Raw genomic sequence first — 12,454 nt, 5'->3', positions numbered from 1 at the left:
TCCTTGCCAAAATCTGGTCAACCCCCACACGCGTCCAACCCCGCCCTCCCCCCCGGTCCCGGGCCCCCCGCCCGGGGGGCGGCGGGGCCCCCCCCCCCCCGGTCGGCCCGGTCCCTCACAGGGCGGTGGACTTCAGGGGTACGGCGGGGTCGGCGACCCGGTCGGGGGCGAGGACGGCCCCGGACTCGATGAGCCTGCGGCCCTGGGCGAGGTCGCGCGGGCGGCCCACCGCGAGGACGGCGACCAGGGCCCCGGCGCGCAGCCAGCAGACCGACCAGGCGGCCTCCGAGCCGTCGCCGCGCCACAGGAGGGTGTCGGCGTGGGCGTGGTGGCCGGCGTACTGCACGAAGCGGCCGAACTGCTCGGACCAGAAGTACGGGACCGGGTCGTGGACCGGGAGCGGCTCACCGCGCTCGGCGGCGAGGATCGCGGCGGCGGCGGTGCGCGGGCCCTGGAGGGCGTTGTCCCAGTGGTGGACCAGCAGGCGTTCGCCGTAGCGGGCGGAGGGGAAGGAGGCGCAGTCCCCGACGGCGTACACATCGGGCAGGGAGGTGCGCAGCGCGCTGTCGGCGGTGACCGAGCCGTCCGGGCCACGTTCGATCCCGGAGCCGGCGAGCCAGCCGGTGGCGGGGCGCGCGCCGATGCCGACGACGACGGCCCCGGCGGGCAGTTCCCGGCCGTCCGCGAGGATCACGGCGCCCTGCTCGACGCGCTCGACCCGGGCGTCGGTGAGGAGTTCGGCGCCGCTCCGCGCGTACCAGTCGGCCATCGGGGCGGCGACCTCGGCCGGCAGCGTGCCGGCCAGCGGACGGGCGGCGGCCTCGACGACGGTGACCGCGCACCCGGCGGCGCGGGCGGCGGTGGCGAACTCGGCGCCGATCCACCCCGCCCCGACGACGACCACGTCCTGCCGCCGCTCCAGGACGGGCCGCAGCCGGGCGGCGTCGTCCAGGGTGCGCAGCAGGTGGACGCCGGGGGCGCCCTCGGTGCCGGGCAGGGCGATGGGCTCCGCGCCGGTCGCCAGGACCAGGACGTCGTAGGGGACGGGGCCCTCGGCCGTGTCCAGGACGTGGTCGGCGGCGCGCAGGGCGGTGACGTCCAGGCCGAGGCGGAGCGTGATGTCCAGCGCCTCGAAGTCGATGTCGAAGGCGGAGTCCTCGGCCTCGCCCAGCAGCACCGCCTTGGACAGCGGCGGCCGGTCGTAGGGCTGGTGGGGCTCGGCGCCGATCAGCGTCACGGGGCCGGTGAAACCGGCTTCCCGCAGGGCGACGGCGCTCTGCACGCCCGCCATGCCCGCTCCGACGACCACGACGCTCCGGGTCGGCCGCCGCTCCGCGTGGTCTTCCGTCTGCTCGCTCACGTGTACCAGTCTATGCAGCTGACGCGACGTCAGACGGCGACTTCCTCCACCACGCTCGTCCCGCTGCCCTCCTGGGACTCCCACTCCCAGCGCTCCTCCAGCCGCACCCGGCCGTCCGCGCGTTCGCTGACGGTGGAGAGGCAGTGTCCGGAAGAGGTCGTTCCGTCCTGCTTGAGCTGGACGTAGCGGAAGTCGAGCGCGTCCCCGTCGCGGGTGCCGACGAGGTGGCCGCGGACCACGTCACCGCCCGCGTATTCGGCCCAGATCCGGCCGGCCCGCTCGTGGTACGTGAAGCGGGTACGGGTGCCGACCTGGCCCGGGGCCTGGTCGGCGACGGGCGAGAGGACGAGTCCGTCGAGCGAACGGGCCACAGTGGCTGCTCCCCTGACTGTGCCATGGGTGAGTGGGTTTACCCTGGCCAAGGTAGAACACTCGCGGGAGCCCGGAGGCACCGGGCTGAGAGGGAGGCTGGAGCGCCTCCGACCGTACGAACCTGATCCGGGTCATGCCGGCGAAGGGAGGGGCTGGACACCCATGCGCGTCTCGGGGAAGACCTCCGGATCCGATGTCCTCGTCATCGGGGGCGGCATCATCGGCCTGGTCACCGCGTGGCGGGCGGCCCAGCACGGGCTGACCGTCACCGTGGCCGATCCCGGGCCGGGCGGCGGCGCCGCCCAGGTCGCGGCGGGCATGCTGGCCGCCGTCACCGAACTGCACTACGGCGAGGAGATGCTGCTCGGCCTCAACCTCGCCTCCGCCGCCCGCTATCCGGAGTTCGTCGCGGAGCTGGAGGCGGCGAGCGGCCGGGAGACCGGCTTCCGTACCTGCGGCACGCTGGCCGTCGCGCTGGACTCCGACGACCGCGCCCATCTGCGGGAGCTGCACGCCCTCCAGGAGCGTTCGGGCCTGGAGTCGGTCTGGCTGAGCGGCCGCGAGTGCCGCCGGCTGGAGCCGATGCTGGCGCCGGGCGTACGGGGCGGGCTGCGGGTCGACGGCGACCACCAGGTGGACCCGCGCCGGCTCGCCGCCGCGCTGCTGGCCGCCTGCGAGCGGGCGGGCGTGGTGTTCCGCGGGGCGTCCGCCGAGCGGCTCACCGTCACCGGGGGGCGAGCGGCGGGCGCGGTGCTCGGGGACGGTACGGAGGTGGAGGCCGACCAGGTCGTCCTGGCGGCGGGCAGCCTCAGCGGGCGGCTCGCGGGGCTGCCGCGGGAGGTCGTGCCGCCGGTCCGCCCGGTCAAGGGCCAGGTCCTGCGGCTGACCGTGCCCCGGTCGTACGCCCCCTTCCTCAGCCGGACCGTGCGCGCCGTGGTCCGGGGCGGCCACCTCTACCTCGTACCGCGCGAGAACGGCGAGCTGGTCATCGGTGCCACCAGCGAGGAGATGGGCTGGGACACCACGGTCACCGCCGGCGGGGTGTACGAGCTGCTGCGCGACGCCCACGAACTGGTGCCCGGCATCACCGAGCTGCCGCTCGTCGAGACCCTGGCGGGTCTGCGCCCCGCCTCCCCCGACAACGCCCCGCTGCTCGGGGCGACCGCCCTGCCCGGTCTCCTCCTCGCCACCGGCCACCACCGCAACGGCGTCCTGCTGACGCCCATCACCGGCGACGCGATGGCCCAGGCGCTGACCACCGGCGAGCTGCCCGAGGTGGCCCGCCCCTTCGCCCCGGGCCGGTTCACGTCCGCCGCCCCCGTACTCCAGGAGCAGCCCGTATGAGCACGCCGAACCCGCCCGTATCCGTATCGGTCAACGGGGAGCCGCGCACCCTCGACGCGGGTACCGCCCTGGACCGCCTCGTCGCCGCCCTGACCACCGCGCCCTCCGGGGTCGCCGCCGCCGTCAACGAGTGCGTCGTGCCGCGCGGACAGTGGGCGGCCACCACGCTCGGCGAGGGCGACCGCGTCGAGGTCCTGACCGCCGTCCAGGGAGGCTGACCGTGTCCGACGACGTCTTCACCCTGGGACCCGGCACCTTCGGCTCCCGGCTGATCATGGGGACCGGCGGGGCGCCGAGCCTGGAGGTGCTGGAGCGGTCCCTGATCGCCTCCGGGACCGAGCTGACCACCGTCGCGATGCGCCGGCTCGACCCGACCGTGCAGGGCTCGGTCCTCTCCGTGCTGGAGCGGCTCTCCATCCAGGTGCTGCCGAACACGGCGGGCTGCTTCACCGCGGGCGAGGCGGTGCTGACCGCGCGGCTGGCCCGGGAGGCGCTCGGCACCGACTGGATCAAGCTGGAGGTGATCGCCGACGAGCGGACCCTGCTGCCCGACCCGATCGAGCTGCTGGACGCGGCCGAGATCCTGGTCGACGACGGGTTCACCGTGCTGCCGTACACCAACGACGACCCGGTCCTGGCCCGGAAACTGGAGGACGTGGGGTGCGCGGCGATCATGCCGCTGGGCTCCCCCATCGGCTCCGGGCTCGGCATCCGCAACCCGCACAACTTCGAGCTGATCGTGGAGCGGGCCGGGGTGCCGGTGATCCTGGACGCGGGGGCCGGGACCGCGTCGGACGCGGCGCTGGCGATGGAGCTGGGGTGCGCGGCCGTGATGCTCGCCTCGGCGGTGACCCGGGCCCAGGAGCCGGAGCTGATGGCCGCCGCGATGCGGCACGCGGTGGACGGCGGGCGCCTGGCGTACCGGGCGGGCCGCATCCCGCGCCGCCACTTCGCCGAGGCGTCCTCGCCGGTGGACGGGCGGGCGGTGCTCGACCCGGAGCGTCCGGCGTTCTGAGCAGCTGTACGCGCCCACCACCGGGGCACGCACAGGCGCTCACCACCAGGGCACACGATCCCGGACGTGTTCCTGTCACGGATCGGTCATGGAACGGCCCCGGGAGTGCCCGGCCCGTCCGGCGTGTCGGTGGCGGCTCGTAGACTCTCGGGGTGGACACGACCCTCCAGGACCCTCTCGTCGGGCAGCTGCTCGACGGCCGGTATCGCATTGAGGCGCGCATCGCCGTCGGCGGGATGGCCACGGTCTACCGGGCCGTGGACACCCGCCTGGACCGGGTGCTCGCCCTCAAGGTGATGCACCCGGCGCTCGCCACCGACGCCGCCTTCGTCGAGCGCTTCATCCGCGAGGCCAAGTCGGTGGCCCGGCTGGCCCACCCCAACGTCGTCGCGGTCTTCGACCAGGGCGCCGAGGGCGCGTACGTCTACCTCGCGATGGAGTACGTGGCGGGCTGCACCCTGCGCGACGTGCTGCGCGAGCGCGGCGCTCTCCAGCCCCGGGCGGCCCTGGACATCCTGGAGCCGGTCCTCGCCGCGCTCGGTGCCGCGCACCGGGCGGGGTTCGTGCACCGCGACATGAAGCCGGAGAACGTCCTGATAGGGGACGACGGCCGGGTCAAGGTCGCCGACTTCGGCCTGGTCAGGGCGGTCGGGACGGCCACCGACACCACCGGCTCGCTGCTGGGGACGGTGTCGTATCTGGCGCCCGAGCAGATCGAGCACGGCAGCGCCGACACCCGCAGTGACGTGTACGCCTGCGGGGTCGTGCTGTACGAGATGCTGACGGGCTCCAAGCCGCACACCGGTGAGAACCCCGCCCAGGTCATCTACCAGCACCTCAACACCGACGTCCCGGCCCCCTCCGCCGTCGTGCCGGGGCTCCCGGCCGCGCTGGACAGTCTGGTGGCGAGCGCGACCGCCCGCAGTCCCGAGGTGCGCCCGCACGACGCGGTGCTGCTGCTGGCCGAGGCCCGTGAGGCCCGCGCCGCGCTGACCGAGGCCGAGCTGGACGCCGTACCGCCGCAGGCGCTGTCGGACACGCACGACGGCGCACAGGACCGTACGAGCGTGATCCCGCGGGCCCTTCCGGCGGACGGCGGCGCGGACGGGGGCGGCGTGCACCGCACCAGCCGGCTGGAGGTGCCGCCCCCCGTGCCCGCGCCCCGGCGCCTCGGCAGCCTGCGCGGCCCGTTCGGCGGACCGCACCGCAAGCTGATCACGATCATCACCGCCGTCCTGCTGACGCTCGGCGTCGGTGCGGGCGTCTGGTACATCAACTCGGGCCAGTTCACCCAGGTCCCCTCGCTGCTCGGCCAGAGCCAGAAGGTGGCGGAGCAGCGGCTCGCGGACGCCGGGCTCGAGCTGAAGGGCGTGGAGCGGGTCTTCAGCGACACCGTCGAGCGGGGCTCGGTGGTCGGCAGCGCCCCCGCGTCCGGCGACCGGATCCGGGGCAACGGCTCGGTGAAGCTCGTCGTCTCGCGCGGCCCGGAGATCGTCCGGGTGCCCGATGTGGCGGGCTCCTCCCTCGCGGACGCCCGGCTTTCCCTGAAGAAGGTGGGCCTGCTCCCCGGCATGGTGACCAGGGAGTTCAGCGAGGACGTGGCGCGTGGCGAGGTGGTCCGTACGGAACCCCGCGCGGGCACCGACCGCAACCCCGACACGGCCGTGGCCCTGGTCGTCAGCAAGGGCAGCCCCATCGACGTCCCGGACGTCACCGGCCTCTCGGTCCAGGACGCCACCGCGGAGCTGGCGGAGGAGGGGCTGAAGGTGGAGGTGCTGCCCGGCCGGGTCCACTCCTCCGAGGCCGAGGGGGACATCGCCCAGCAGTCCCCGGGCGCGGGCGCCGAGGCGGCGGAGGGCGACACGATCGAGCTGACCGTCTCCAAGGGCCCCCGGATGCTGGACGTCCCCGACGTCACCGGCCGGGACGTCGACGAGGCCAGGAGCACCCTGGAGGAAGCGGGCTTCGAGGTGAAGGTCGACCGGCCGTTCCTCTCCTTCAGCAAGACGATCGCGAGCCAGTCCGTGGAGGGCGGCGAGCAGGCCCCCGAGGGCTCCACCATCACCATCAGGACCAAGGGGTTCTAGGACCACATGCGGAAGCCGGAAGCCATATGCGTGACTCTGTAGCCGCGGGCCGCCCGCGCAACCCCGTGGGCGGACACGTCCCGGTGGCCGGCGGTCTCGCCAAGGTCGGTCTCTCCTACGCCCGGGAGCTGGCGGCCGAGGCCGTGCAGGTCTTCGTCGCCAACCCGCGCGGCTGGGCGACGCCCGCCGGGAACCGGGCCCAGGACGAGCTGTTCCGCTCGGAGTGCGCGGCGGCGTCGATACCGGCGTACGTCCACGCCCCGTATCTGATCAACTTCGGCTCGCACACCGAGGCGACGGTCGAGAAGTCGGTGGACTCCCTGCGCCACTCGCTGCGGCGGGCCCGGGAGATCGGTGCGCTGGGCGTGGTGGTGCACACCGGCTCGGCGACGGGCGGGCGGCCCCGCTCCGAGGCGCTGGCCCAGGTGCGCGAGCACATGCGGCCGCTGCTGGACGAGCTGACCCACGACGACGACCCGTATCTGCTGCTGGAGTCCACCGCGGGCCAGGGCTCCTCGCTCTGCTCCCGTACGTGGGACTTCGGGCCCTACTTCGAGGCGCTGGACTCCCACCCCAGGCTGGGCATCTGCCTGGACACCTGCCACATCTACGCGGCGGGGCACGACCTGGCCGGCCCCTCGGGGATGCGGCGGACGCTCGACCTGCTGGTGGAGACGGTCGGTGAGGGCCGGCTGAAGCTGATCCACGCCAACGACTCCAAGGACGTCGTGGGCGCCCACAAGGACCGGCACGAGAACATCGGCGCGGGTCACATCGGCGCCGAGCCCTTCCGGGAGCTGTTCGCGCACCCGGCGACCGAGGGTGTGCCGCTGGTCATCGAGACGCCCGGCGGCAAGGAGGGGCACGCGGCGGACGTGGCCCGGCTCAAGGAGCTGCGCGGGAGCCTCCAGAGCCCTCCGGGGCCCGCTGAAGCCCTCTAGAGCTCGGGGGTCGTCCCCGGGCTCCCCTCTAGAGCTCGGGGCCGTCCCCGGGCTCCTCCTGGTAGGAGTAGCGCTGCTCGCTCCAGGGGTCACCGATGTTGTGGTAGCCCCGCTCCTCCCAGAACCCGCGCCGGTCGGCCGTCATGTACTCCACGCCGCGGACCCATTTCGGGCCCTTCCAGGCGTACAGATGGGGGACGACGAGACGCAGCGGGAAGCCGTGCTCGGCGGTGAGCAGCTCGCCGTCCTTGTGGGTGGCGAAGAGCGTGCGCTCGGAGGCGAAGTCGGCCAGGCGCAGGTTCGAGGAGAAGCCGTACTCGGCCCAGACCATCACATGGGTGACGTCGGGCGCGGGCGGTGCCAGGTCGAGCACCGTACGGGCGAGGACTCCGCCCCATTCGGCGCCGATCATGCTGAACTTCGTCACGCAGTGCAGGTCGGCGACGACGGAGGAGAACGGCAGCGCCGAGAAGTCCTGGTGGTTCCAGCAGTGCTTGTCGCCGTCGGCGGTGGCCCCGAAGACCCGGAACTCCCAGCGCTCGGGCTTGAACTTGGGAACGGGCCCGTAGTGGGTGACCGGCCACCCGCGTTGCAGTCGCTGTCCCGGCGGAAGCTCGGACTGCTCTGCTGCGCGGTGTTCCCGGCTTTCCGGCTGACCCATGCCTCCATGGTGACAGACAGGCAGGGGTGGTCATGACCAGGGCAGACCCTGATGGGTCAACTCGTACTAAGCGTGCACTTACTGGACGGCCGGTGGGCGCAGTGCGAGGATGCGGCCACCTTGTCGATCACGCCTGGAAGGAGCCTCAGCGATGCAGGGCGACCCCGAGGTCCTTGAGTTCCTCAATGAACAGCTGACCGCCGAACTGACCGCTATCAACCAATACTTCCTGCATGCGAAGATGCAGGAGAACTTCGGCTGGACCAAGCTCGCCAAGTACACCCGGGCCGAGTCCTTCGACGAGATGAAGCACGCCGAGATCCTCACGGACCGGATCCTGTTCCTGGACGGGCTGCCCAACTACCAGCGGCTCTTCCACGTCCGGGTGGGCCAGACGGTCACCGAGATGTTCCAGGCGGACCGCCAGGTCGAGGTGGAGGCGATCGACCGCCTCAAGCGCGGTATCGAGGTGATGCGCGCCAAGGGGGACATCACCTCGGCCAACATCTTCGAGTCCATCCTGGAGGACGAGGAGCACCACATCGACTACCTCGACACCCAGCTGGAGCTGGTGGAGAAGCTCGGCGAGCCGCTCTACATCGCGCAGCTGATCGAGCAGCCGGAGAGCTGAGCCGGGCCACGGGAGACGCGGTCAGGCGGCGTCGGAGAGCCGGACGTCCGGGATCGCGGACAGGGCCACCGCCGCTGCGGCCGGGGCCACGACCGGCGCGGTGACCGGGTGGACGACGGACGCCGCCACGGGCTCCCGCTGCGGGACCACGAGGTCGCGGCGCGGGCGGTCACGCCCCAGCAGGGCCTGGATCCGGCGGACACAGCCGCCGCAGTCCGTGCCGGCCTTGCAGGCGGAGGCGATCTGGCGCGGGGTGCAGGCCCCGGCGTCCGCATGCTTCTTGACCTGCGCCTCGGTGACGCCGAAGCAGGAGCAGACGAACATGCGTTTCACCTCCCTGCGGGCCGGTCCCGGTGCCGTCCCCGTCTTCGTCGGTGAGGCTAACCTAACCTTACCTGGCACTCAAGGCGCGCAGAAGTCCCGGAACGGGTGATGGGGCACGGATCACATGGATCCGTGCCCCATCGGTGCGCCTGCCGGGAATCGCCTCCCGGCTACTGGTCGCGGTACATCTCGGCGACCAGGAAGGCCAGGTCGAGGGACTGGCTGCGGTTGAGCCGCGGGTCGCAGGCCGTCTCGTAGCGCTGGTGCAGGTCGTCCACGAAGATCTCGTGGCCGCCGCCCACGCACTCGGTGACGTCGTCGCCGGTCAGCTCCACGTGGATGCCGCCCGGGTGGGTGCCGAGGCCCTTGTGGACCTCGAAGAAGCCCTTGACCTCGTCCAGGACGTCGTCGAAGCGGCGCGTCTTGTGGCCGGAGGCGGCCTCGAAGGTGTTGCCGTGCATCGGGTCGGTCACCCACGCCACGGTGGCGCCGGAGGCGGTGACCTTCTCGACCAGCTCGGGCAGCTTGTCGCGGACCTTGTCGGCGCCCATGCGGACGATGAAGGTCAGCCGGCCGGGCTCGCGCTCGGGGTCCAGGCGGTCGACGTAGCCGAGCGCCTCGTCGACGGTGGTCGTCGGGCCGAGCTTGATGCCGATCGGGTTGCGGACCTTCGAGGCGAACTCGATGTGCGCGCCGTCCATCTGCCGGGTGCGCTCACCGATCCATACCATGTGGCCGGAGGTGTCGTACAGCTCGCCGGTGCGCGAGTCGGTGCGGGTGAGCGCCGTCTCGTAGTCCAGCAGCAGCGCCTCGTGCGAGGCGTAGAACTCGACCGCCTTGAACTCGGCCGGGTCGGTGCCGCACGCCTTCATGAAGTTCAGCGCGTTGTCGATCTCGCGGGCCAGGACCTCGTAGCGCTGGCCGGCGGGGGACGACTTCACGAAGTCCTGGTTCCAGGCGTGCACCTGGCGCAGGTCCGCGTAGCCACCGGTGGTGAAGGCGCGGACCAGGTTCAGCGTGGAGGAGGACGCGTGGTACATCTGCTTCAGCCGCGCCGGGTCCGGGATCCGGGCCTCCTCGGTGAAGGCGAAGCCGTTCACCGAGTCGCCGCGGTACGTCGGCAGGGTCACGCCGTCGCGGGTCTCGGTCGACTTGGAGCGCGGCTTGCTGTACTGGCCCGCGATCCGGCCGACCTTGACCACGGGCACCGAGGCCGCGTAGGTCAGGACGGCGCTCATCTGGAGCAGCGTCTTCAGCTTGGCCCGGATGTGCTCGGCGGACACGGCGTCGAAGGCCTCGGCGCAGTCGCCGCCCTGCAGCAGGAACGCCTCGCCCTTGGCGACGGCTCCCAGACGGGCGCGCAGCTGGTCGCACTCGCCCGCGAAGACGAGCGGCGGATACGACGCGAGGTCCGCGAGTACATCGCGCAGGGCCTCGGAGTCGGGGTACTCGGGCTGCTGCGCCGCGGGAAGGTCTCGCCAGGTGTTGCCACCGGCGACGGAGGTATTGGCGTTCACGGTCACGTGGACAACATTACGGGGTCGCGGCAGGCGTCCATTCGGGCGCTCAACAGTTGAGACACCCGCTCCGATGCCTGGAACGTCCGCTAGGGTCGCGGCATGTCGACGCAGCAGATCCGGACCTCGATCCAGAACTGGTGGTGGACCGCTCATCCGGCGGCCCGCTGACTCATCGCGCTGACACACTTCGCGAAGGCCGCCCGAGGGGCGGCCTTCTCTGCGTTTCGGAGCCGTTCCTCTCCCGCGAGTCCCGTACGAAGCCCCTGTACGAACCGTCCGGAAGGAACCCGTTCCCATGACCCGCACCGCACCCCGCACCGCACCCGATCTCGTCCGCCGGCTGCTGGCCGACGACGCCCCGCCCTTCGCCCTGCTGCGCCGGCGTACGCCCGGCCGTGACCACGATCACGTGGAGGTGCTGATCGGTCAGGTGCGGGAGGTGGAGCGGCTGGCCGAGCTGCCGGTGGGCGAGCGGCCGGCGCTGGCCCTGGTGCCGTTCCGGCAGATCGCCGAGCGCGGCTTCGACGTGCGCGACGACGGGACCCCGCTGAGCGTCCTGGTCGCCGACGAGACGTACGAGCTGGAGCTTGCGCGGGTGCTGGCCGCGCTGCCCGCCCATGACGTGGCGGTGGAGGACCGCGGCTTCGACGTGGCGGACGGGGAGTACGCGGAGATCGTCCGGCGGGTGATCCGGGACGAGATCGGGCAGGGCGAGGGCGCGAACTTCGTGATCCGGCGGACGTTCCGGGGCGAGATCCCGGGGTTCGGGCGGGCCGACGCGCTGGCGCTGTTCCGGCGGCTGCTGGCGGGCGAGCGGGGCGCGTACTGGACGTTCGTGGTGCACACCGGGGACCGGACACTGGTCGGGGCGAGCCCGGAGGTGCACGTACGGATGTCCGGCGGGACCGTCGTGATGAACCCGATCAGCGGGACCTACCGCTACCCGGCCGAGGGGCCCACCGCGACAAGCCTGCTGGCGTTCCTCGGGGACCGCAAGGAGAGCGAGGAGCTGTCCATGGTGGTCGACGAGGAGCTGAAGATGATGTGCACGGTGGGCGACCGGGGCGGGGTGGTCGTCGGGCCCCGGCTCAAGGAGATGGCCCACCTCGCCCACACCGAGTACGAGCTGCGCGGCCGGTCCTCGCTGGACGTACGGGAGGTGCTGCGCGAGACCATGTTCGCGGCCACCGTCACCGGCTCCCCGGTGCAGAACGCCTGCCGGGTCATCGAGCGGTACGAGAGGGGCGGGCGCGGCTACTACGCGGGGGCGCTGGCCCTGCTGGGCCGGGACGCCAACGGGGCGCAGACGCTGGACTCGCCGATCCTGATCCGGACCGCCGACATCGCCCCGGACGGAAGCCTCGCGGTGCCCGTCGGCGCCACCCTCGTACGCCACTCGGACCCGGAGAGCGAGGTCGCCGAGACGCACGCCAAGGCGGCCGGGGTGCTGGCGGCGCTGGGGGTGCGGCCGGGGCGGCCCGAGGCGGAGGCGGGCCGTGCGCGGCTGGCCTCCGACCCCCGGGTGCGGGCGGCGCTGGACGAGCGGCGCGGCGGGCTCGCCCCGTTCTGGCTGCGGATGCAGGAGCGCACCCAGGAGCTGGCCGGGCACGCGCTGGTGGTGGACGGCGAGGACACGTTCACCGCGATGCTGGCCCACCTGCTGCGCTCCTCGGGGCTCGATGTCTCGGTGCGCCGGTTCGACGAGCCGGGGCTGCGTGAGGTGGTCCGGGCGCACCGGGGGCCCATCGTGCTGGGGCCCGGCCCCGGCGATCCGGGCGATCTCGCGGACCCCAAAATGCGGCTGCTGCGGGAGCTGACCGCCGAGCTGGTGCGCGAGCACCGGTCCGGGCTGCTGGGGGTCTGCCTCGGGCACGAGCTGATCGCGGCGGAGCTGGGGCTGGAGATCGTGCGCAAGGCGGTGCCGTACCAGGGGGCGCAGACCCGGATCGAGCTGTTCGGCCGGCCGGAGACGGTGGGCTTCTACAACAGCTTCACCGGGCGGTGCGACTCTTCGGCCGCCGCCGAGCTGGCCGCGCACGGGATCGAGGTGAGCCGGGACGAGGAGAGCGGTGAGCTGCACGCGCTGCGCGGGCCCGGCTTCGCCTCGGTGCAGTTCCACCCGGAGTCGGTGCTGACCCTGCGGGGGGCCGCGATCGTGACGGAGCTGCTGGCGGGGCTGCCGGTGCTGAGCTGAACCCG

13 protein-coding genes and 1 riboswitch are annotated in these 12,454 nt (G+C 72.9%); of the genes, 8 read left to right on the top strand and 5 right to left on the bottom strand.

The genetic code is table 11. The features are described 5' to 3' along the window. Positions 1–115: 115 nt before the first annotated feature. Together AB0917_RS16060 and AB0917_RS16055 are read right to left on the bottom strand one after the other, a co-directional pair. Positions 116–1,360: an FAD-dependent oxidoreductase gene (locus tag AB0917_RS16060; RefSeq protein ID WP_366820149.1), complete on the bottom strand. Its 1,245-nt coding sequence runs from the start codon at positions 1,358–1,360 to the stop codon at positions 116–118. A gap of 29 nt (positions 1,361–1,389) precedes the next feature. Further along, positions 1,390–1,731: a hypothetical protein gene (locus AB0917_RS16055; protein WP_366820148.1), complete on the bottom strand. Its 342-nt coding sequence runs from the start codon at positions 1,729–1,731 to the stop codon at positions 1,390–1,392. A 53-nt stretch (positions 1,732–1,784) separates the two neighbouring features. Then, positions 1,785–1,897: riboswitch (TPP riboswitch) on the top strand. Between AB0917_RS16055 and thiO the strand changes: the two genes are divergently transcribed. From thiO to AB0917_RS16030, 5 genes are all read left to right on the top strand, one after another. Further along, on the top strand, positions 1,895–3,076 hold the full coding sequence (gene thiO / locus AB0917_RS16050; RefSeq protein ID WP_366820147.1) for a glycine oxidase ThiO: 1,182 nt from the start codon (positions 1,895–1,897) through the stop codon (positions 3,074–3,076). (Overlaps the previous riboswitch by 3 nt.) Further along, entirely contained in the window at positions 3,073–3,294 is a 222-nt protein-coding gene (gene thiS, locus AB0917_RS16045) for a sulfur carrier protein ThiS (protein WP_366820145.1), read from the top strand. The genes thiO and thiS overlap by 4 nt, the downstream gene beginning before the upstream one ends. 2 nt (positions 3,295–3,296) lie before the next feature. Further along, on the top strand, positions 3,297–4,091 hold the full coding sequence (locus AB0917_RS16040) for a thiazole synthase (RefSeq protein WP_366820143.1): 795 nt from the start codon (positions 3,297–3,299) through the stop codon (positions 4,089–4,091). Between the two features lie 152 nt (positions 4,092–4,243). Next, positions 4,244–6,178, top strand: coding sequence for a Stk1 family PASTA domain-containing Ser/Thr kinase (gene pknB / locus AB0917_RS16035; RefSeq protein WP_366820142.1), 1,935 nt, complete (start codon positions 4,244–4,246; stop codon positions 6,176–6,178). A gap of 26 nt (positions 6,179–6,204) precedes the next feature. Then, a complete protein-coding gene (locus AB0917_RS16030) occupies positions 6,205–7,119 on the top strand; it encodes a deoxyribonuclease IV (protein WP_366820141.1) in 915 nt (304 codons plus the stop codon). 28 nt (positions 7,120–7,147) lie between these two features. On the opposite strand, the gene AB0917_RS16025 is transcribed toward AB0917_RS16030, so the two are convergent. Then, complete coding sequence (locus tag AB0917_RS16025) at positions 7,148–7,780, bottom strand: sulfite oxidase-like oxidoreductase (RefSeq protein WP_366820140.1); 633 nt, start codon at positions 7,778–7,780, stop codon at positions 7,148–7,150. Positions 7,781–7,931: 151 nt separating this feature from the next. On the opposite strand from AB0917_RS16025, the gene bfr reads away from it, so the two are divergent. Next, positions 7,932–8,411, top strand: coding sequence for a bacterioferritin (bfr, locus tag AB0917_RS16020; protein ID WP_030117819.1), 480 nt, complete (start codon positions 7,932–7,934; stop codon positions 8,409–8,411). Positions 8,412–8,432: 21 nt separating this feature from the next. Here bfr and AB0917_RS16015 read toward each other — a convergent pair whose 3' ends face one another. After that, positions 8,433–8,735, bottom strand: a complete 303-nt coding sequence (locus tag AB0917_RS16015) for a (2Fe-2S)-binding protein (RefSeq protein WP_366820139.1) — start codon at positions 8,733–8,735, stop codon at positions 8,433–8,435. Between the two features lie 170 nt (positions 8,736–8,905). Next, a complete protein-coding gene (locus AB0917_RS16010) occupies positions 8,906–10,252 on the bottom strand; it encodes a class II 3-deoxy-7-phosphoheptulonate synthase (RefSeq protein WP_366820151.1) in 1,347 nt (448 codons plus the stop codon). Positions 10,253–10,354: 102 nt separating this feature from the next. Between AB0917_RS16010 and AB0917_RS16005 the strand changes: the two genes are divergently transcribed. Both AB0917_RS16005 and AB0917_RS16000 read left to right on the top strand, forming a co-directional pair. After that, positions 10,355–10,423 (top strand): trp operon leader peptide, encoded by a 69-nt coding sequence (locus tag AB0917_RS16005; RefSeq protein WP_366820150.1) that lies wholly within the window; start codon positions 10,355–10,357, stop codon positions 10,421–10,423. 127 nt (positions 10,424–10,550) lie between these two features. Then, a complete protein-coding gene (locus tag AB0917_RS16000) occupies positions 10,551–12,449 on the top strand; it encodes an anthranilate synthase family protein (RefSeq protein ID WP_366820138.1) in 1,899 nt (632 codons plus the stop codon). Positions 12,450–12,454: the final 5 nt, after the last annotated feature.

The sequence above is a fragment of the Streptomyces sp. NPDC007346 genome (genome assembly GCF_040703535.1).
In the GTDB taxonomy this organism is placed as follows: Bacteria; Actinomycetota; Actinomycetes; order Streptomycetales; family Streptomycetaceae; genus Streptomyces.
Note: the sequence above shows the minus strand (reverse complement) of the source record. Positions and strands in the feature narration are given on the sequence as shown.